The organism is Azoarcus sp. L1K30 (genome assembly GCF_018122735.1).
GTDB lineage: Bacteria > Pseudomonadota > Gammaproteobacteria > Burkholderiales > Rhodocyclaceae > Parazoarcus.
The window spans coordinates 3564559-3584295 of record NZ_JAGRRD010000001.1 but is presented as its reverse complement, the minus strand read 5'-3'; the positions used below and the strand labels follow the sequence as shown (position 1 = coordinate 3584295).

17 protein-coding genes are annotated in these 19737 nt (G+C 64.4%); 7 read left to right on the top strand and 10 right to left on the bottom strand.

Annotation, left to right across the window (positions count from 1 at the left end; translation table 11 throughout):
• Positions 1-61: 61 nt before the first annotated feature.
• On the bottom strand, positions 62-1504 hold the full coding sequence (locus J5J83_RS16420) for a TolC family outer membrane protein (RefSeq protein ID WP_212350964.1): 1443 nt from the start codon (positions 1502-1504) through the stop codon (positions 62-64).
• Between the two features lie 289 nt (positions 1505-1793).
• On the opposite strand from J5J83_RS16420, the gene J5J83_RS16415 reads away from it, so the two are divergent.
• Positions 1794-2504: a transglutaminase-like cysteine peptidase gene (locus J5J83_RS16415; protein WP_349251913.1), complete on the top strand. Its 711-nt coding sequence runs from the start codon at positions 1794-1796 to the stop codon at positions 2502-2504.
• A gap of 28 nt (positions 2505-2532) precedes the next feature.
• On the top strand, positions 2533-4446 hold the full coding sequence (locus J5J83_RS16410) for a LapD/MoxY N-terminal periplasmic domain-containing protein (RefSeq protein ID WP_212350962.1): 1914 nt from the start codon (positions 2533-2535) through the stop codon (positions 4444-4446).
• 53 nt (positions 4447-4499) lie between these two features.
• Here the strand turns inward: J5J83_RS16410 and J5J83_RS16405 are convergent, their stop codons facing one another.
• From J5J83_RS16405 to J5J83_RS16385, 5 genes are all read right to left on the bottom strand, one after another.
• On the bottom strand, positions 4500-4829 hold the full coding sequence (locus J5J83_RS16405; RefSeq protein ID WP_249115757.1) for a hypothetical protein: 330 nt from the start codon (positions 4827-4829) through the stop codon (positions 4500-4502).
• Between the two features lie 31 nt (positions 4830-4860).
• The gene (locus tag J5J83_RS16400) at positions 4861-9231 is read right to left on the bottom strand and encodes a retention module-containing protein (protein WP_212350958.1); all 4371 of its coding nucleotides are present in this window, start codon (positions 9229-9231) and stop codon (positions 4861-4863) included.
• A 130-nt stretch (positions 9232-9361) separates the two neighbouring features.
• Positions 9362-9976: a response regulator transcription factor gene (locus tag J5J83_RS16395; RefSeq protein WP_212350956.1), complete on the bottom strand. Its 615-nt coding sequence runs from the start codon at positions 9974-9976 to the stop codon at positions 9362-9364.
• Positions 9973-11406: an HlyD family type I secretion periplasmic adaptor subunit gene (locus tag J5J83_RS16390; RefSeq protein ID WP_249115756.1), complete on the bottom strand. Its 1434-nt coding sequence runs from the start codon at positions 11404-11406 to the stop codon at positions 9973-9975. The genes J5J83_RS16395 and J5J83_RS16390 overlap by 4 nt, the downstream gene beginning before the upstream one ends.
• Positions 11406-13616 (bottom strand): type I secretion system permease/ATPase, encoded by a 2211-nt coding sequence (locus J5J83_RS16385; RefSeq protein WP_349251912.1) that lies wholly within the window; start codon positions 13614-13616, stop codon positions 11406-11408. The genes J5J83_RS16390 and J5J83_RS16385 overlap by 1 nt, the downstream gene beginning before the upstream one ends.
• A gap of 195 nt (positions 13617-13811) precedes the next feature.
• On the opposite strand from J5J83_RS16385, the gene J5J83_RS16380 reads away from it, so the two are divergent.
• The gene (locus J5J83_RS16380; RefSeq protein WP_349251911.1) at positions 13812-14192 is read left to right on the top strand and encodes a PilZ domain-containing protein; all 381 of its coding nucleotides are present in this window, start codon (positions 13812-13814) and stop codon (positions 14190-14192) included.
• 21 nt (positions 14193-14213) lie between these two features.
• Here J5J83_RS16380 and J5J83_RS16375 read toward each other — a convergent pair whose 3' ends face one another.
• The 4 genes from J5J83_RS16375 to J5J83_RS16360 are packed head-to-tail and all read right to left on the bottom strand — an operon-like array spanning position 14214 to position 17312.
• Positions 14214-14798, bottom strand: a complete 585-nt coding sequence (locus J5J83_RS16375) for a DUF3299 domain-containing protein (RefSeq protein ID WP_212350955.1) — start codon at positions 14796-14798, stop codon at positions 14214-14216.
• A gap of 11 nt (positions 14799-14809) precedes the next feature.
• The gene (locus J5J83_RS16370) at positions 14810-16087 is read right to left on the bottom strand and encodes an FtsX-like permease family protein (protein ID WP_212350953.1); all 1278 of its coding nucleotides are present in this window, start codon (positions 16085-16087) and stop codon (positions 14810-14812) included.
• Positions 16084-16803: an ABC transporter ATP-binding protein gene (locus J5J83_RS16365; protein WP_212350951.1), complete on the bottom strand. Its 720-nt coding sequence runs from the start codon at positions 16801-16803 to the stop codon at positions 16084-16086. Before J5J83_RS16365 ends, J5J83_RS16370 begins: the two co-directional genes overlap by 4 nt.
• Positions 16800-17312, bottom strand: a complete 513-nt coding sequence (locus tag J5J83_RS16360; RefSeq protein ID WP_212350949.1) for a DUF2796 domain-containing protein — start codon at positions 17310-17312, stop codon at positions 16800-16802. Before J5J83_RS16360 ends, J5J83_RS16365 begins: the two co-directional genes overlap by 4 nt.
• Positions 17313-17427: 115 nt before the next feature.
• On the opposite strand from J5J83_RS16360, the gene J5J83_RS16355 reads away from it, so the two are divergent.
• From J5J83_RS16355 to J5J83_RS16340, 4 genes are read left to right on the top strand one after another with little or no spacing between them, the layout of a single operon-like run.
• Positions 17428-17904, top strand: a complete 477-nt coding sequence (locus J5J83_RS16355) for a Fur family transcriptional regulator (RefSeq protein WP_212350947.1) — start codon at positions 17428-17430, stop codon at positions 17902-17904.
• Between the two features lie 45 nt (positions 17905-17949).
• On the top strand, positions 17950-18108 hold the full coding sequence (locus J5J83_RS16350; protein ID WP_212350945.1) for a hypothetical protein: 159 nt from the start codon (positions 17950-17952) through the stop codon (positions 18106-18108).
• 1 nt (position 18109) lies between these two features.
• Complete coding sequence (locus J5J83_RS16345; protein WP_212350943.1) at positions 18110-18868, top strand: ABC transporter ATP-binding protein; 759 nt, start codon at positions 18110-18112, stop codon at positions 18866-18868.
• Positions 18869-18912: 44 nt separating this feature from the next.
• Entirely contained in the window at positions 18913-19737 is an 825-nt protein-coding gene (locus J5J83_RS16340) for a metal ABC transporter permease (RefSeq protein ID WP_212353295.1), read from the top strand.

Genomic DNA, 19737 nt, shown 5'->3' with positions numbered 1-19737 from the left:
TTCTATGTGAGCCTTCACCCGGCGCGCGGAATCTTCGCCCGCCGGGGCCTCCATCGGGGAGTCAGCGCTTGCCGCCCATCTCCTTCAGCGTCTGTTGCAGCAGCGCGGCCTTGTCGATCTGCAACGGGCTCGGCGCATCGGCCGGGCACATCTCGGCCACATCCACACCATTGCGGTCCTGGCCAAGCTCCGATGCCGTGGGCAGGTCCTCGCGTGCCACCTCGAGCGCACGCATCAGGTGCCCCATGCCCGCCAGGGTGCGCGCTTCGGCGGTGATGCGGTCGTACGTGGCGTTGGTGTAGGCACGACGCGCCTGGAAGTACTCGTTCTCGGTGTCGAGCAGGTCGAGCAGCGTGCGCTGGCCGATATCGAACTGGCGGCGATAGGCCTCGCGCGCCTTCTCGATCGACAACTGGTGCTGGTCGAGATAGCGCAACTGCTCCTGCAGGCGTTGCACGTCGTTGTATGCGATCGCGAGCGTCTGGCGCAGATCGCGGCATGCCTTTTCACGCAGGTCCTTGGCCTGGTTGAGCGATTCCGCAGCCTGTCGCAGGCGTGCATCGTCGGCGCCGCCACGGAACAGGTTATAGCTGAGCACCACTTCGACCACGCCATCGCGCGAGTGGCCGTCGAGGTTGTTCAGATTGCGGTCGTAGGCCTGACTGGCACGCAGATCGACGCGCGGCTGATAGGCCGCGCGCCGGGTCTCGATCGAGGCCTGACCGGCACGCACACTTTCGACCGCTGCATTCAGCGCCGGGCTCGAGTTGAAGGCTTCGCGCAATGCATCGCCAATCGACGCCGGCACGCCATCTGCGCCTAGCCGGTCGCCCATCGCCGGCAGGCTGTCGGCCGGCAATTCACCAACGATACGCTGGTAGCGGCTGCTGACATCATGCAGGTTAGATACTTCGGTGAGCAGATTGGACTCGGCCAATGCCAGACGCCCGGTGGCCTGTTCGAGATCGACACGGCGGCCGACGCCGGCACCGGCGCGCTCCGCGATCTGGTCGTAGACCTGTTTGTGCTCGACGTAATTCTGTTTCGCCAGCCTCACCAGATCCCGGTAGCGCTGCACATCGGCAAAGGCGCGCACCGCTTCGAGTGCGGCCGACTCGGATGCATCGACAATCTCGTAGTAGCGTGCCAGGCGCGTATAACCCAGGCGCGAGACCTCACTGCGGGTATAGAAACCGTCATACACCATCTGGTTGAGCGACAGGGTGGTATTGCCATGCGTGTAGTAAGCAGTCGAAGCGCCCGGGCGCTTCTGACTCTCGCGACCGATGCCGGTGCTCAGGTCCACCTGGGGCAGGTAGGCACCACGCGCGGCATCCTGGTCGGCGGACGCGGCCAGGAAAGCATGCCAGCGCGCCTGCACCTCGGGATTACTTACCACGGCCTTGCGTGCAGCATCGCGCAAGGGAGCCGGTACCACGGCAGACGCGGTCACCGGCAATACCGCCAGAATCGCCAGCGAGATCAGGGAACACATTCGTTTCATCGGGACTCCGGTACTGCAAGTTGAAGGTTGCACGCAGAAGCGCATCGGTGATTGCCAATTCGGAAGGCACGAATGATATACGCAACACCCACAAGCAAAACGCCAACAATTCAACAGATGCGTGCCGAAAAGCGCGCAGGAAGGTCATTTCGGCATGCTCGGCGACAATTCCCGATGCATGCACGTACGCACCGGCCGTGCGGAAGCGTCCACAACAGATGCGCAACAATGCGCAGCGCAACGAGCGCCGATTCCGGATAATGCCGGGACACGCACATGCAGAGCACCGATGCCTTTCTCGTCCCATCCCGCGGCGCATAACAGTTCGACGTCCGGCGCCTGCCTGCGCGTGGGACGGCGTCTGCTCGCGACGCTCGGACTGGCAATCGGCTTGTGCGCGGCAGCCCCCGACCTCGATCATATGCAGTCGCTTGCCGTCGCACGTTACGGTGCGGAAGCCGGAGAATCGGTCGCTGCCTGGCGCCGGATGCTCGGCGAAGCGCGCGCGCTCGACGACACGGAGAAGCTCTCGCGGGTAAACGCCTTCTTCAACCGCAGGATCCGCTTCGAGGACGATATCGTCATCTGGAAGCAGGCCGACTACTGGGCGACGCCGATGGAGACCCTCGGCCGCGGGGCCGGCGACTGCGAGGATTTCTCCATTGCCAAGTACATCAGCCTGCGCCTGCTGGACATCCCGGCAGAGAAATTACGCCTGGTCTACGTCCGCGCCCGCATCGGCGCTGCGGACAGCACCATTACCCAGGCGCACATGGTTTTGAGTTTCTTCGACACGCCGGCGGCCGAGCCGCTGGTACTCGACAACCTGATCAGCGAGATCCGGCCCGCGAGCAGGCGCCCCGATCTGTTTCCGGTGTTCAGTTTTAATAATGAAGGCCTGTGGGTGGGCGGAACCAGTGCCTCCTCGGCCGACCCGACCACCCGTTTGTCACGCTGGCGCGATGTGCTCGAGCGCATGCGCAGCGAAGGATCGCAATGAAATCGACCTTTCCCGGAGCACGACGTCCATGTCCCTGATCAAGCAACTGTGGATCGCCATCGTCATGGTCACCCTGCTGTCTCTCGGCGGCAGCCTGGTCGTGAGCACACTGGCAGCGAAACGCTATCTTGAAGAGCAGCTCAACGTGAAGAACGTGGATAACGCCACCGCCCTGGCCCTGTCGCTGTCCCAGATGCCCAAGGATCCGGTCACCGTCGAGCTGCAGGTTGCCGCGCAGTTCGACGCCGGTCATTACCGGCTGATCCGCTTGGTCGGCCCTGACGGCAAGACGATGGTAGAGCGCGCAGCCGAGTCGCGTGTCGACGATGTGCCGACCTGGTTCGTACGCCTTGCCTCGATCGAGGCCCACCCAGGTGTCGCGCATGTGCAAGATGGTTGGCAGCAGTTCGCGACCCTGACGCTGGAGAGCCAGACCAGTTACGCCTATACCGAACTGTGGCGCAGTCTTCGCCAGCTGCTGATCTGGTTCTGCGTGATGGCCGCCATGGCCGGCCTGGCCGGCAGTCTGTTGCTGGGCCGTATCACCGCACCGCTGCGAAAGCTCGTCGGCCAGGCCGAAGCCATCGGCGAACGCCGCTTCGTCACCACCCCCGAGCCCACCACCGCCGAACTGCGCGTCGTGGTCAGATCGATGAACGCCCTGTCCGATCGCGTACGCCTGATGCTGGTGGACGAGGCCCGCCGCCTGGAGGTTCTGCGCAAACAGACACAGGAAGACCCGGTGACCGGACTGTTCGAAAGACGTCAGTTTCTCAATGTACTGGAGGCACAGCTCGCCGATCATGATGACGGGGACGGCGGCGCGCTCCTGATCGCGCGCATCGGCAATCTTGCCGAGCTCAACCGCACGCTGGGCCGGGAATCCGCCGATGCCTTGCTCGTCGATCTGGCGAACGCACTGCGTGCGCAGTTTGCCGACCAACCGGCCTGGATTGCCGGACGCCTCAACGGCACCGACCTGAGTGTGCTGGCCCCGGGCGTCAGCTATCTGCCGCTGTGGGCCGAGCGCTTCGCCAAGGCCCTGCATGATGTCGTCGATCGCGCCGCCCCCGGCGGCACGGATGCCGCCGTCGCGCTGCCCATCGCCGCAGCGCTCTATGGTGCCGGTGAGTCACTGCAGACGGTTCTCACCCGGACCGACACCGCGCTCGCCGAAGCCGAACTTGCCGGCAGTCGTGCCGTGCAGCTCGATGCCTGGGTTCGCCTGGCGCAGCCGCAGCACGACCAGTCACAGTGGCGCCAGGTCATCTCCCGCGCACTGGAACAAGGGGAACTCCGACTTGAGACCTATCCGGTGCGCGATGTTGGCGGCTCGCTGCTCCATGTCGAGGCCCCGTTGCGACTGCGACTGGACGGCGCTTGGCGCGGCGTGGCTTACTTCATGCCTTGGGCCGTGCGCCTGGGGCTGATGGGGCAGATCGATGCCGCTGTCGTCCGCGCCGCGATCGAATTGATCCGCAGCACGGGCCAGTCGGTCGCAGTCAACATCTCGGCTCAGGCCATTCGTGATGCCGGCTTCATTGCGGATCTGCTGCACCAACTGGAAACGGCACCGAACGAGGCCGCGAAGCTGTGGATGGAGGTGCCCGAGCAGGGCGCTGCACGCCACCAGACCGACTTCCGGACATTCTGCCTGGCGCTGAAACCCATGGCATGCAAACTGGGGCTCGAGCATGCCGGTCCCCATTTCAACGACCTGGGCGACCTGCACGATCTCGGTCTCGACTACATCAAGGTCGACGCGTCCTTGCTCAGAGATCTCGCCGGCAACCCCGGCAACCAGGCATTTGCGCGCAGCCTGTGCATGCTTGCACACGCACTTGGCCTGACGGTAATCGCGGAAGGCGTGGACAATAACGACGCGATATCCACGCTCAATGACGTCGGTTTCGATGCGATGACGGGCCCCGGTATCCACTGAACCAAGGCGCAAAGCGAATGCGCCCCCGGCCTCCGGGGGCGCATTCGCGTCGATCAGATCAGCCCGTCGTCGTCGGCGGCACCGAGCAAGTCCAGCCCCCTGCGCATCGACGCACGCAGCGAGCGACGCTCCATCAACTTCTCCTGCGCCTGTTCGGGCAGGTCGGTGAAGCGTATGACATCACGCTCGATGAGCAGATCGACGATGTCTTCAAGCACCCGCACCAGGCGCAGATCGGATGCCGTCAGCGTGGCTTCACTGCTGTCGCCGCGCCCGAACGCCAGCAACTCGGGCGCCCCCTCCTCGACCGGTTCGCAGACGTCGCCGCGAATCTCAAGGCTCGCGGCGACGATACGCCCCGATTCATCACGCTTTACGAACACCGCATCCTGCCTCCGTGGAATATCGGGCGACTCAACCATTGATGAGCAGTTGATGGTTGGCCACGAGTTGGGCAACGATATCATGGCTGTTCAGCCCGCTATCGAAGGTGACATTCTCCAGCACGATGGTCTGATCCTCCGCGCCGGGCGCATAACCGCCGGCAAAGCCACCGTTGCTGCTCACATGAAGTACGGTATGCCCACCGACCTGTTCGGCATTGAGGAAATGGTCGATCGTCGAGCTACTCTCATTTTGCAGCAGATCCGCCAGATCCAGACGATCCGCATTGCCACTGCCGGTAAACGTCCCCAGCTTGAAGTCCTTGATGGTATCAATGGCAGGTGCGCCTTCGTGGCCGCCATCATTGAGCTTCCACACAAAAGTGTCGGCACCCAGACCGCCATACAAGGTGTCATCGTCGCCACCGCCGTGGATGGTATCCGCAGCAACCGTGCCATGCACCTCGTTGGGCACATTGTCGGTGTCGCTGAAGCTTGCGCCGGTCTGGATCAGCCATGATCCATCGCCTGCCTGCACCAGTTCGCTACCGGTCGGCACGACCAGACTGGAGGAGAACAGGCCGTAATCGTGCTCCCCCAACGGCTGGTAGGCGCTGTCGTCCGTTCCGGTAGGCTTGAATTCCATGCGGAAAGTCGCGTGACCACCCTGGTCCCAATACAGCACGTCGAGCGATTGCAGGCCGCCACCGATATCGACTCCGGTAAAGGTCGTTACCTTGGTTGAGGTAATGCCGTTGTATTCGGCAATCGACTTGCCGCCAATCAGCACATCGTAGCCGTCGTCAGCGGTGATCCGGACATCGTAAATGCCTTGCGGAACCGCCATCTGCCCAGTCAGGTGAATGATGGCATCGGTCGTGAAGGCAACGCCACTGACCGAAACCAGATTCCCGGCATTGCCCGGATTCGATCCGGTCAGGAAGCGGTAGAGATTGCTGCCCGTGCTTGGCACCGCGTCTCCGGCCAAGACAGCAGAGTTGCGCCCGAGATCGTTCGAGAACAGCGGATCGTTGGTGTTCTCGACAAGACCGAATTCAAGCGAATTCGCAGTAAAGGTGGCATCAGGCGCAGCCCTGCCAGCGATGATCTGCTGAGCCTTTTGAATGGATGTCAGGTTGCCGACGGTGCCGTCATTGGTGTGCACCCGGACACCGTTGACGATGCCATCGATCGAATTCGACTGGTTGTCATTGTATCCATAGTAGGCGCCGGACAATCCTTGCACACTTGGCGGCACGGCTTCCGTCGTCGGCTCGAGATGGGTCACGACGAGGGCATCCGGATTCACCGTGATCGTGGCGGTGGCCGGGGTGGCGTCTTCCAGGCTGTCGTTGTCGACCGCGGCGTAGTCGAAGCTGGTCTGGCCGTTCCAGTTCGCGTTCGGTACGAAGGTCACCGTCGCCGCGTTGCCCGTGGCCGGTACTGTGTCGCCGACATTGAGCGGCGTGCCGTTGAGTTGCAGCGTACCATCGGTCGGCAAGGTCTTGATCACGAAGTGGTCCACCGTGCCGTCGATGTCCGAGCCGGACAGGCTCACGCCAATACTGGTGTCTTCGTCGCCGTTTGCGTTCGTCGCCTCCGTCTCAGGCGGGTCGTTCAACGGATTCACCGTGATCGTGGCAGTGGCCGGGGTGGCGTCTTCCAGGCTGTCGTTGTCGACTGCAGCGTAGTCGAAGCTGGTCTGGCCGTTCCAGTTCGCATTCGGCACGAAGGTCACCGTCGCCGCGTTGCCCGTGGCCGGTACCGTGTCGCCAACATTGAGCGGCGTGCCGTTCAGTTGCAGCGTACCGTCAGTCGGCAAGGTCTTGATCACGAAGTGGTCCACCGTGCCATCGCTGTCTGAACCGGACAGGCTCACGCTGATGTCGGTGTCCTCATTGCCGCTGCCGCTGCCGGCATTCGTTTCCGGCGCGACATTGGGCTCATCGACCGGATTCACCGTGATCGTGGCGGTCGCCGGGGTGGCGTCTTCCAGGTTGTCGTTGTCGACCGCAGCGTAGTCGAAGCTGGTCTGGCCGTTCCAGTTCGCATTCGGCACGAAGGTCACCGTCGCCGCGTTGCCCGTGGCCGGTACCGTGTCGCCAACATTGAGCGGCGTGCCGTTCAGTTGCAGCGTACCGTCAGTCGGCAAGGTCTTGATCACGAAGTGGTCCACCGTGCCATCGCTGTCCGAACCGGACAGGCTCACGCTGATGTCGGTGTCCTCGTCGCCGCTGCCACTGCCCGCATTCGTTTCCGGCGCGACATTGGGCGCGTCGACCGGATTCACCGTGATCGTGGCGGTCGCCGGGGTGGCGTCTTCCAGCGCGTCGTTGTCGACTGCAGCGTAGTCGAAGCTGGTCTGGCCGTTCCAGTTCGCATTCGGCACGAAGGTCACCGTCGCCGCATTGCCCGTGGCCGGCACCGTGTCGCCGACATTGAGCGGCGTGCCGTTCAGTTGCAGCGTGCCGTCGGTCGGCAAGGTCTTGATCACGAAGTGGTCCACCGTGCCATCGCTGTCCGAACCGGACAGGCTCACGCTGATGTCGGTGTCCTCATTGCCGCTGCCACTGCCGGCATTCGTTTCCGGCGCGACATTGGGCGCGTCGACCGCGTTCACCGTGATCGTGGCGGTCGCCGGGGTGGCATCTTCCAGGCTGTCGTTGTCGACCGAAGCGTAGTCGAAGCTGGTCTGGCCGTTCCAGTTCGCGTTCGGCACGAAAGTCACGGTGGCCGCGTTGCCCGTGGCCGGTACCGTGTCACCGACATTGAGCGGCGTGCCGTTCAGTTGCAGCGTACCGTCGGTCGGCAAGGTCTTGATCACGAAGTGGTCCACCGTGCCATCGCTATCCGAACCGGACAGGCTCACGCTGATGTCCGTATCCGCATCACCACTGCCACTCACAGCATTCGTTTCCGGTGCCGCAGGATTGCCACCGGTTTCCGGGGGGAGGTCCACGACATCGCTGACGTTGATGAACGCCGTTCCCGGCGTGGCGTCCTCCAGACCCTCGTTATCGACAGAGGCATAGTTGAACGACGTCGAGCCATTCCAGTCCGGATTCGGCACGAAGGTGAGCGTAGCGGCATTTCCGCTTGCCGGCACTTCACTGCCCACACCAACCGGTGTTCCGTTCAGCAACAGCGTGCCGTTTGCGGGCAGGGACTTGATCACGAAATGCGTCACGAAGCCGTCGACATCCGAACCCGACAGACTCACGCTAATCGCGGTGTCTTCGTCACCACTGGACACCGTGGTGGCCGTTTCCGGCGCGTCATTGACCGAGGCAACCGAGATCGTCACCGTGCCTGGCGTTCCATCCTCCAGGCCCTGATCATCAACCGCAGCGTAATCGAACGACGTTTCGCCGTTCCAGTTCGCCGCTGGCACAAAGACAAGAGCAGCCGTATTGCCGCTGGCCGGCACTGTGTCGCCGACATGAAGCGGTACCCCATTGAGCTGGAGGCTGCCGTTGGAAGGCAGGGACTTGATCACGAAATGATCGACGGTTCCGTCGATATCGGAACCCGACAGCGTGACCGCGACCGGACTGTCTTCGTTGCCGGCGGATGCAGTATCGTCGGTTTCCGGCGGGTCGTTGACCGCGTTGACGACGATATTCGCCGTCGCCGGTGTCTGATCCTCGAGTCCCTGGCCGTCGACGGCCGTATATTCGAAAGCGGTCTCGCCGTTCCAGTTGGCGTCGGGCACGAAGGTCACCGCCGCCGCATTTCCGCTGGCCGGCACCTCGTCACCAATGTTCAGCACCACGCCGTTCAGCTCGAGGTGCCCGTTCGTCGGCAGCGAGCGGATGATGAAATGGGCGATCGTACCATCGACGTCGGAACCCAGCAGATTGACCGAAACCGGCGTGTCTTCATCGCCGCTGGACACAGTATCTTCCGTCTCCGGCGCGATATTGTCGGCCGCCGAAGCCAGCAGCGCGTTCTGTGTCTGCGCATCCGCAGTCGTCGCATCGAGCGCGAGCGGATTCACATCCTCCGAGATCCGCAGCAGGCGCACGAAACTGCTGCCATCGCCTCCGCCACCACCGGCCAGACCTGCGGCAGGATCTTCAATGACGTTGTCCAGGTTGTCACCGGCATCGAGCGCCTGGATCACCTGTTGAATGGTGCCATCGGCAAGCTGCGCGTCGGGGGCGTGCGGGCGGGTCGTGTCGGCCAGCTCGGCAGTCATCAGGATCGAGCGCCCTTCTTCGACCGGGACGACGCTGCCATCGACCATGGCCAGTTCGACCCGGCCACCGTCTGACGTGATCAGGGTTTCGCCTTCCAGCAGCGCATCACCCGCCTTGAGTTCGCGAGTATTGCCATCGTGGTCCCTGGCGTATGCCTTGCCACTGACGCTGACGACGGTTGCGATTGCCTGTGCGTTTGCCATGTGCTCATCTCCTGATCAACAGACCCGCGCGGGAAAAGCGCAACGGGTAACGGGTTCGATGGCGTCACCATAATGTGACACCCTGCCCGGCTCCATTGGACCAGTGGACAGGCCGTGACAAAGCGCACACTCAGGAAGTGGCCAGTTCTCCGTAAGGAGACAATTTGAGTGCAAGCTGCATGCGGTCACGCACTGCGAGTTTCTCGAAGATGGCGGATAGATGGGCCTTGACCGTGCGCTCGGTAATATCCAGCGTGGCGGCGGCCTCCTTGTTGGTCAGGCCACGTGCCACCGCAAGGGCCACCGCGCGCTCGCGTTCAGTCAGGCGCTCAAGCACCGGATCCGTCATGTCCGCGATGACGGACTGGCGGGCCGTGGTCGCACGGATGGCGCGGGCCATCAACTCCGGCCCCACCCAAAATCCACCGTGAAGCACGACCACTGCCACCTCACGCAGCATGGCTGGCGTGGATAGCGCATGACAGTACCCCCTGGCGCCCGCCTCCAGTGCCTCGAGCCCTTCGGCCTGCGTCGGGCTGTCGGAAATGACGACGATACGGACATGCTCGCCAGCGCCACCCTGCGCCAGGGTTGCGCGCCACTCGGGCAGCCGCGTGCTGATCCACAGCACGGCATCGGCCGTATCGGCCTTCGGGAGGACGGATATCGGCAGTGCATCGGCAAACGCAGCCTGCCAGCGCGGCAGCAGATGGGCTTCGGGGGTGAGGAAGTAGTGTCTGGTCATCGTTCGCTCAAGGCGTTCGCCTTCGCCCGGATCACGGGCTTGATCAGGTAGGAGAGCACCGTCTTCTTGCCGGTCAGGATGTCGACCTCGGCCACCATGCCGGGAATGATCGGCAGATTCTCGCCAAGGCTGCTCTTGAGGGTGCGAACACGGATGAGGTAGAAGGCATTGCCTTTCTCGTCCGTCACGCTGTCGGCCGAGATCTGCTCGACCACCGCCTTGAGTCCGCCATAGATGGCAAAGTCATAGGCGGTGAATTTGACCACGGCCTCCTGGCCGGGACGCAGGAAGGCAATGTCCTTGGGCTTGATCTGCGCTTCGAGGATGAGCGCGTCGTCGAGCGGCACGATCTCCACCACTTCCTTTCCGGGCTGTACCACCCCGCCGATGGTGCTGACCAGCAGGCGCTTGACCGTCCCCCGCACCGGCGACCGGATCTCGGCATGCTTGACCCTGTCCTCCAGCGCGCGACTGCCTTCGGACAGGCTGCCGAGCTTGTTCATGGTGTCGGAGAGTTCATTGCGCAACTGATTGCGGAAGTTGAGTTCAACCTCCTGGATCTTGCCCGTGGCCTCGCTGATCGCGGACTGGATGCGCAGGATCTGGGAGGCGGCCTGGTCGCGCTCTCCGCGCAGGCGCGACACGTCCCGGCGCAAGCGCAGCAACTCGACTTCCGACACCGCGCCCGACGCCAGCAGGGGCTCGGTCACGGTCAGTTCCTGCTGCACCAGATCAAAGGAGCGTCCAGCCTGCTCGCGGCGGGAACGGACCTCGTTGAGTTCCTGCTCGCGCTGGTTCAGTTGCTGGCGCGCGATCGACAGCTGCGCATCCATCTCGGCGCGGGTCGAGTCATAGAGTCGGCGCTCGTGAGCCACGATGTCGGGCACTTCGCGCTCGGCCTCGGGCGGAATCTTCAGTGGCGTACCGGCCGTCAGCGCCTGCAGGCGCGCGGCCTTAACCTGCAGGGCAAAGTACTGCGCACGGTTCTCCAGCAGCGACGACACGAAGCGCGTAGGATCGATGCGCAGCAACAGGTCGCCGGCATTGACGATCTGCCCTTCGCGGACCGACATCTCTTCCACGACCCCGCCATCGACGGACTGGATGACCTGCAGCTGGGTCGATGGCACCACCTTGGCCTCGCCGCGCGTCACCTCATCGATGGGTGCGAACGCCGCCCACACCAGCAGGATGACGATGACCGCCGCCACACCGCGCAGCAGCAGGCGCGCGCGCAGCGGCTCCTGCTGCAGGCGTGCCCAGTCCGCATCGCCGGCCCAGTCGAGCGCGTCTTCCCGCGCAGGCGGCGCAAAGCGCCCGAACAGCCGTTCGGCAAGCGGCCGGGCACGCTTGTCTACATGTGCCGACATCGTGCCGATGCCCCTGAAGGCGCGCTCCTGCATGCCCGCCGCGTGCTCTCCGCTACGCATCACAGCGCCCTCCCGATGCGACCCTGGCGCAGGGCCTCCACCACCTGGGCCTTCGGCCCGTCTGCCACCACCTTGCCGGCATCGATGACGATGATGCGGTCTGCCAGATCGAGCAGCGAGGTGCGATGGGTGATCACAATCATGCTGCGGCCCTTGGCAAAACTGCGCAATTGCGCCTTGACCGCCTCCTCGCTGGAGTGATCCATCGACGCGGTGGGCTCGTCGAGCAACAACATGGGCGGGTCGGCGATGACGGCGCGGGCAATCGCAACGCCCTGACGCTGACCGCCGGAGAGCGATTCACCGCGCTCCCCCACCAGCATGTCGAAACCCCGCGGATGCGCATTGGCAAAATCGAGCACGCCGGAAATCTGCGCCGCGCGCACGATGGCGGCGTCATCCGCCAGAGGTGTCGACAGCGCGATATTGTCGCGCAGGGAGCCGTAAAACAGCGTCACATCCTGTGGCACATAGCCGATATTGCGCCGAAGTTCGGCGGGATCGAGCTGGCGCAGGTCGATGCCATCGACCAGCACGGCCCCGGAAGTGGGCTGATAGAGGCCGAGAATAAGCTTCTCCAGCGTGGTCTTGCCGGAGCCGATCCGCCCCAGGATCGCCACGTGCTCACCCGGCCGGATGCGCAGCGACACGTTGCGCAGGGCATGGGTATCCTCGCCCGGATAGGAGAAGCTGACGTCGCGCAGTTCGATGTCGCCCTTGAGCCCGTGACGGCTGACGAAGCTGGTGTCGTCCGGGCGTTCGACCGGACGCTGCATCAGTTCGTCGAGCGAATTCAGCGCAGTGGCCGCCGAGTGATACTGCACCAGCAGGCCGGCGACCTGGCTGATCGGCGCCATCGCGCGCGCGGACAGCATGTAGCAGGCAATCAGGCCGCCCATGGTGAGCAGGCGCTCGTCGATCATGTACACACCGATAAGGATGATGGTCACGCTCACCATCTGCTGGATCCACAGCGCACCATTGGTAGTGGTCGCCGACAGCAAGCGCAGTTGCGCCCCCACCCGCGCGAGCAGCGCGGCACTGCTCTCCCACTTGCGCTGGATAGCGGACTCCCCGCCAAGCGCCTTGATCGTTTCCATCCCGACCAGGCCTTCGATCAGCGTCGCATTGCGCTGAGCGCCTGCCCGATAAGTGGTTTCGGACAACTCGTGCATCCGCCCCTGCACCGTGATCGCATACACCAGCAGAACCACCACGCCAACGGCGAAGGGGATCAGCAGCGGCCACCCGATCCAGCCGATGACCACCAGGAACAGCAGCGCGAAGGGCAAATCGATGAAAGCGACCACGGTCGCCGAACTGATGAAGTCGCGCACCGACTCGAACGCGCGCAGATTGGCCGCGAACGAACCTGCGGACGTCGGCCTGGCCTCCATGCGCAGGCCCAGCACACGCTCCATGATGAAGCTCGACAGTCTCACATCGATGCGACTGCCGGCAAGATCGACGAAATGGCCCCGCATCGTGCGCAACACCAGATCGGCGGTAATCACCACGCCCACCCCTAGCGCCAGCGCCCACAGTGTATCGGTGGCGTGATTGGGCACCACGCGGTCGTACACGTTCATCACGAACAGCGGCATGGCCACGGCGAATATGTTGATCATGAACGCCGCCAGCAGCACATCGCGGTACAGCGCGCGGTTGTCGGCGATCACGCTCCAGAACCAGTGCCCCTCGCGCGTCTTGCGCACACCCGGCGCACGCGCATCGAAGCGAAAGCCCGGACGAAGATAGATGGCGTGGCCGGCGTAGCGTACGGCCAACTCCGCTGTGGGCATCGTGATCGCCGTTTCGCCGAGTTCGGGAAACACCACGTCGACTTCGCTGCGGTCGTCCGACCAGCCGGCCAGTACGCAGGCTCGCTCGTCGTCGAGCAAGAGGATCGCGGGCAGCAGGGCCGGATTGATCCGTTCCAGCGTGCTGCGAACGATACGCCCCTGCAAACCGGCACGCCGCGCCGCGCGCGATACCAGCGCCGGCGTCAGCTTGCCGTTCTCGAGCGGCAAGCCCGACAGCAACGCGTCCGGAGTCAGCGCCTTGCCATGGCCTCTCGACACCAGCAGCAGACACCCGAGCAGCGCATCGTCGACCAGGCGCCGATCGCGCACATTTTCACTTTCATCGGCACCACCGAGATCGTCCGGCTTCGCCATCGCGGCCACTGCATCCGCCATCGAATCGCTCACGCATTCCCCAGACCGAGTATTGATCGAAGGCCGATTCTAGACAGGATTCGCCAGCGCTCAAGGAATACTTGAGCGCCATGAACAAAAACCACACGAAATTCGGGGCAAAACCCGCGAAATGACGCCAGGACGTGCTTGCCGTACCCGGTCAGTGGTCGCAGAATACGCACGGCAGCCACACAAGGTGGAGAAACAATGATGAACAACGCCCAGCGCCGGCACTACAGCCGCATCCGCTTCAGCAGCGGTGCGCGACTGCTTGTAGGCGATCACGAATACCGCTGCGAGGTGCTCGATCTCTCGCTCAAGGGCGCACTGCTGGCGTTTGACGATGAGCGGCCCGCGATCGCAGCGAACGAACCTTGCCTGCTCGAAATCGGTCTCGACGATGGACTCGCGACCATCCGCATGGAAGGCGTGCAGGCGCACGTCGAGGGCCCGCACCTCGGTCTCGCATGCCGGGAAATCGATCTCGACAGCATCACCCATCTGCGCCGTCTGCTCGCGCTCAATCTCGGTGACGCCGAAGGCCTGAGCCGTGAGCTCTCCGCACTCATCGCCAGGCCTGCGCCCTGATTCCGCGGCCTGGCGAGCTGCTCACTTCGGCATCGCCTCCTTGTATTCCTCCACCCTGATACCGCGCATCTGGTAACCGGCATTGCCCATATCGGACTCGAAGCGGGCAACGTTCAGAACCCCATTGACCCACACCGGCGCCATCTCGAGCCGGGCGTCGACCGGCTTGTCGGGCATGACGTGGATCAACTGATTGGCGGGCGGCGGCGGCACATGCACGCAGGCACCGAAGTACGGCACCAGCAGGAACTCGCGAATGCGCTTGCCGTCGGTTTCGAGCGGCACGATGAAACCGGGAATGCGCACCTGCTGACCGTTAAACCGCGTCACCAGCGGCGCACGATCCCACTCGTCGCGAATCTTCTGCATCACCTCCAGCGTGCGCGGGTCACTGTCCTTGAGGTCTTCGATCTTCAGCCCGGCAAAGAACTTTTCCGGGTTCCAGTCGGCAGGAATGAGGTCATCCCAGCTGATCTCCCGGAAATCCCCGGTCTTGCCCGCCGCACTCTTGCCCAGGCGCTCGCCAACCTGATACTCATCCTTCGCCGCCGCGGGCAAACCTGCGACCGTCGCTACCGCGACCAGCACTGCCAGTGTGAACTTCATTGTTCTCATCATCACATCCTGATTGTCATGCCATCGGCCACGGAATAGCGGTATGCCCGGACGCCCGGCACCAGGCTTGCCAGCACACTGGCGGCGAACACCGCCCCGAGCAGCACCCATTCTGACATCGAAGGCCAGCCGATGCCGAGACGCAGACCGTAGGTCGATGCCAGCCAAGGGGCCAGTGCCGCGCTGGCTGCAGTCACCAACACGAGACCCGCACAGATCCCGGTCAGCGCCAGCGTCATGCTCTCGAGCATCAGCAGCGCCAGGATCTGTCTCGGCCCCGCACCGAGGGCACGCAAGATGGCAAGTTCACGACGACGCTCGCCAAGGCTGGCGACCATCACCGCCATCAGCCCGGCCAGGCCGACCACCACCACCAACGCCGACACGGCCAACAGGGCCTGTTCAGCCACGCCCAGCAGATTCCACAACTCCTGCAGGGTTGCGCCGGGCAGAATCGCGGTCAGCGGCTCATCGGCAAAGGTATTCACCCAGCGCTGCACACGAAACACCGTGACCCGGTTCTTCAGCCCGACCAGCGCCGCGGTGGCCGTCCTGGGGCGGATGTCGAACTTGCGCACCTGCTCGGGTGAGATATGCAAACCGGGAATCTGCGCACCGCCCTGCCAGTCGATGTGGATCGCCTCGATGCCTTCCAGGCTGACCAGCACCGAGCGATCCACCGGCGTGCCGCTTCGCGCCAATACGCCGACCACGGTAAAGGGCTTGTCGGCATGATCCGCGAAGCTCACCCCTGCGCCGCTGCCGTGACTGAGCACGATGTGGTCGCCTTCGCGATAGCCGAAGCGCGCAGCCACCTCGGCACCGATCACGGTGTCGAAGATGCCCTCCGGTGCCGGGGCAAACGCGCGCCCGGCGGCGAAGCGGAGCGACTCATCCTCGCCGAATCGGTAGTGCTCGAAAAATCCGGAAGACGTACCGACGACGCGAAAGCCGCGGTGCGAATCTCCAAGCGACAGCGGCACCACCCAGTCCACCTGAGGCAAGGCGGCGATCTTCTGCAGGCTTTCCCAGGACATGTTGTTGGTGGCATTGCCCATGTGAAACACGGAATACAGCAAGAGCTGTACCGCGCCGCCACGCGCGCCGACGACCAGGTCAGTCCCCGCAATCGTGCGCGCGAAACCTTCACGGGCATCGTTGCGCAAGCGTTCGACGCCAATCAACATGGCGACCGAGAGTGCGACCGCGATCACGGTCAGCAACACCGACAGACGACGGTTGGCCACACTGCGCCAGGTCAGATGCCAGATCGGGCTCATTCCATGCCTCCGCTGCCGGAGGGCGCGGCCCGGTTGATATCGGCCAGATTCAGGACGCGATCGAAGCGCTGTGCCAGGCGGGGGTCGTGACTGACGAACAGCAGGGCAGCGTCGCTCGCAGCGCACTCGCCCAGCAGCAGATCGAGAAACGCCGACTGCCTGTCCGCATCCAGCGCCGACGTGGGCTCGTCGGCGACGATCAGGCCGGGGCGGCCGATGAGGGCACGCGCCGCCGCCACCCGCTGCTGCTGGCCCACCGACAGCTCGGACGCCGGCCGCCCGAGCAGGGCCGGAGACAGGTCGAGGTGCTCGGCCAGGCGCAGGACCTCGTCAGCCGCCGTCTGCCCTGCCTGCTGCAGGCGTTGCCGCCGTGCCGCCGAAAACCGGCACGGCAACATGATGTTGTCGCGAGCCGACAGGTAGGGCAGCAGATTGAAGAGCTGGAAGATGAATCCGATATGGTCGGCGCGGAACCGGTCCCGCGCCGCGGACGACAGCGTACTAAGGGCCTGCCCTGCCACCTGCACCTGTCCTGTCGACGGCGTCAACACGCCGCCGATCAGCGCCAGCAGCGTACTCTTGCCGCTGCCGCTTGGCCCCTGCAGAAATACCCGCTCACGCGGCGCAAGCGCAAATGCGTCGATCGCAAGGCAATCGGACGCGGCCCCCCGCCAGCGGAAGCGCAGCGCCTGCAGATCGACGGCGGTCGGGCTCACAAGTCGAGCATTCGCTGTTCGGCGGTAAGCGTGCTGGCGGTCTGTCCGCGCGGCGAAGCACGCTCTGCACGGATCTGCCGGAGCCGCGGGTACAGCGCGAAGAGCCTGATTTCAAGCCGGTCGAGCGCCGCGGGTTTGGCGCATTGCAGGACATGGGTCACGGCCATTTCGGCATGGCCGTCGTCATGCCCGCGACCTTCGTGTTCGGCAAAAGGTTGTTCGAGCTGGGTGGAGACCACCGCGCAGCCGGCCGCGGCAGGTACCGACACGACACGCTCGACCGACTTCAGCGCCGCCCCGGCCGCAGCCAGCGACTGCCGCTCGGCGTCGGTGCGCGGCGCATGCTCGAAACCGACCAGATTGTCGAGCGGGCTCTCGAACTCGATCTGCATCGTATTTCCGGCCACTGCCACGCGCAGCTCCGCTACACCGTGTTCATGCGGCGCATGCTGGGCAGACGCCGCGCCGCAGCCAAACACCAGCAACAGGCCGGCAATCGTTCGCTTCATGGGTACTCCTGAATATGGCTTGGAATCGACAGACACGCATCAGCATGCGCCAATACGATTACGTAAATGCTACAATGTTGCAATAGCATTCGTAAACGGTGAGGGCCAGATGATCATGTCGTTCAGCAAAGGTTCCGTCCGCTCCGGCAACCGTGCGGCGAAAGACCTCATTGCCGACCACGGCGGACGGGTCACGCGCACCCGTGTGGCCGTCATCGAGGCCCTGCAGATTGCGCCCGCGCCGATGTCGCACGAGGATCTTGGCGCCGCGCTCGCGGCGGACGACATTCCTCACGACCGGGTCACGCTGTACCGCGCCCTCGACTGGCTGGTCGAGCAGGGTATCGCGCGACGCATCGCCGGCAGCGACCGCGCCTGGCGCTTCGAGGTGGTTCGACCCGACAGTCATCGACATGCGCATTTCCACTGTGACCGCTGCGGCCGGGTGATCTGCCTGGAAAGCCTGCAACCGTCGTCGGCCGTCAGCCTGCCCGATGGCTACCAGCTCGACCGCGCCGAACTGGTGCTGCACGGCGCATGCGCGACCTGTGGTGACGGACCGGGGAGCGACAACGACCCCGGTCAGCACTGAACCCCATCCCTATTGAGAGCGCGTGCCCGCGGCACACGCATGATCATGAACCAGACACACTCGCACCCGCATTCACACGGCCCTGCAAGGCATCGTCCGCCGCTGCGCCTCAGTCCCCTCGGCACCGGCCTCGGACTGCGTCTGCTCGTTGCCACCGCTGCTTCGACGCTGCTGTGGGCCACGGTCCTGTGGGCGGTGAACTGACATGCAGGCATCCATGCCCCCGCTGATCCGCTTCGACAACCTGACGCTCGGTTACGAGCGCCATCCCGCCATTCACCACCTTTCGGCCGATGTCCCCGCCGGTGCGCTGGTGGCCGTGGTCGGCCCCAACGGTGCGGGCAAGTCGACCCTGCTCAAGGGCGTGGCGGGTGAACTGCGCCCGATCGGCGGCCACATCCACCTGCCCGAACTGCCCCGCGGCGGTATCGCCTACATGCCCCAACGCAGCGAGATGGACCACAGCTTCCCGGTTTCCGTGTTCGACATGGTCGCAATGGGGCTGTGGCGCGAGATCGGTGCCTTCGGCGGCCTCAGCCGCGGCCAGCGCCAACGTGTCGAAAACGCCATCGAGGCTGTCAGCCTGTCCGGCTTCGAGGCGCGCCAGATCGGCTCGCTGTCGGGCGGACAGCTGCAGCGCGCCCGCTTTGCCCGCCTGATCCTGCAGGATGCACCGATCATTCTGCTCGACGAGCCTTTCGCCGCGATCGACGCCCGTACCGTTGAGGACCTCGTTCACCTGATCCTGCACTGGCACGCCGAAGGCCGTACCGTGCTGACCGTGGTGCATGATTTCGAACAGGTGCGCAGGCACTTCAGTACCTGCCTGCTGCTGGCTCGCGAGCTGGTTGCCTTCGGCCCCACCGCGGCGGTCATGACCGATGCCCTGCTCGCCCGCGCCCGCCACCTGTCCGAAGCCTTCGATGACAACGCACCCGAGTGCCATGTAGCGGAGGCAGCGTGAGTCCGTACGAACTGCTGTTTGCCCCCTTTGCCGATTTCGGGTTCATGCGCCGCGCGCTGGCCGGCTGCCTCGCCTTATCGCTCGGCGCCACGCCAGTGGGTGTGTTCCTGCTGCTGCGGCGCATGAGCCTGATGGGCGATGCGATGAGCCACGCCATCCTCCCCGGCGCTGCGCTCGGCTACCTGGCTTTCGGCCTGTCGCTCGGCGCGATGACCGTGGGCGGCATTCTGGCCGGGCTGGTCGTGGTGTTTGCCGCCGGCCTCGTCACCCGGGCCTCGGTGCTGAAGGAAGATGCCAGTCTCGCCGCCTTCTACCTGCTGTCGCTCGCGGCCGGGGTCATGATCGTGTCGCTGCGCGGGCGCAACCTCGACCTGCTGCATGTGCTGTTCGGTTCGGTGCTGGCACTGGACGACCACTCGCTGCTGCTGATCGCCAGCATCACCAGCCTGACCCTGTTCGGCCTCGCCCTGCTGTTCCGGCCGCTGGTGCTGGAGTGCTTCGATCCCTCCTTTCTGCGCGCGGTCAGCCGTTTGTCGCCGGTCGCGCACTACGGATTTCTGTTGCTGGTGGTCTTCAACCTCGTCAGCGGCTTCCATGCCCTCGGCACACTGATGGCCGTCGGCATCATGATCCTGCCTTCGGCCGCGGCCCGCCTGTGGACGCGAAACCTGCCGGCGATGCTGCTGTTCGCCAGCCTGTCCGCGCTTGCCAGCAGCATCGCCGGACTGCTGTTCTCCTTCCATGCCGACGTCCCCGCCGGCCCCGCCATCGTGCTGATGTGCGGTCTGGTCTATTTCGCGTCCCTGCTGGCTGCGCCCGGCGGACTGCTGGCCGGACGCCTGCCGGTTCGCAAACACCTCGAATCCTGA

Excerpts from the sequence above, each read along its gene's own strand:
- J5J83_RS16420 (WP_212350964.1), bottom strand. The coding sequence starts at position 1,504 with ATGAAACGAATGTGTTCCCTGATCTCGCTGGCGATTCTGGCGGTATTG.
- J5J83_RS16415 (WP_349251913.1), top strand. The coding sequence starts at position 1,794 with ATGCCTTTCTCGTCCCATCCCGCGGCGCATAACAGTTCGACGTCCGGC.
- J5J83_RS16410 (WP_212350962.1), top strand. The coding sequence starts at position 2,533 with ATGTCCCTGATCAAGCAACTGTGGATCGCCATCGTCATGGTCACCCTG.
- J5J83_RS16400 (WP_212350958.1), bottom strand. The coding sequence starts at position 9,231 with ATGGCAAACGCACAGGCAATCGCAACCGTCGTCAGCGTCAGTGGCAAG.
- J5J83_RS16395 (WP_212350956.1), bottom strand. The coding sequence starts at position 9,976 with ATGACCAGACACTACTTCCTCACCCCCGAAGCCCATCTGCTGCCGCGC.
- J5J83_RS16390 (WP_249115756.1), bottom strand. The coding sequence starts at position 11,406 with ATGCGTAGCGGAGAGCACGCGGCGGGCATGCAGGAGCGCGCCTTCAGG.
- J5J83_RS16380 (WP_349251911.1), top strand. The coding sequence starts at position 13,812 with ATGATGAACAACGCCCAGCGCCGGCACTACAGCCGCATCCGCTTCAGC.
- J5J83_RS16375 (WP_212350955.1), bottom strand. The coding sequence starts at position 14,798 with ATGAAGTTCACACTGGCAGTGCTGGTCGCGGTAGCGACGGTCGCAGGT.
- J5J83_RS16370 (WP_212350953.1), bottom strand. The coding sequence starts at position 16,087 with ATGAGCCCGATCTGGCATCTGACCTGGCGCAGTGTGGCCAACCGTCGT.
- J5J83_RS16360 (WP_212350949.1), bottom strand. The coding sequence starts at position 17,312 with ATGAAGCGAACGATTGCCGGCCTGTTGCTGGTGTTTGGCTGCGGCGCG.
- J5J83_RS16355 (WP_212350947.1), top strand. The coding sequence starts at position 17,428 with ATGTCGTTCAGCAAAGGTTCCGTCCGCTCCGGCAACCGTGCGGCGAAA.
- J5J83_RS16350 (WP_212350945.1), top strand. The coding sequence starts at position 17,950 with ATGAACCAGACACACTCGCACCCGCATTCACACGGCCCTGCAAGGCAT.
- J5J83_RS16345 (WP_212350943.1), top strand. The coding sequence starts at position 18,110 with ATGCAGGCATCCATGCCCCCGCTGATCCGCTTCGACAACCTGACGCTC.
- J5J83_RS16340 (WP_212353295.1), top strand. The coding sequence starts at position 18,913 with ATGCGCCGCGCGCTGGCCGGCTGCCTCGCCTTATCGCTCGGCGCCACG.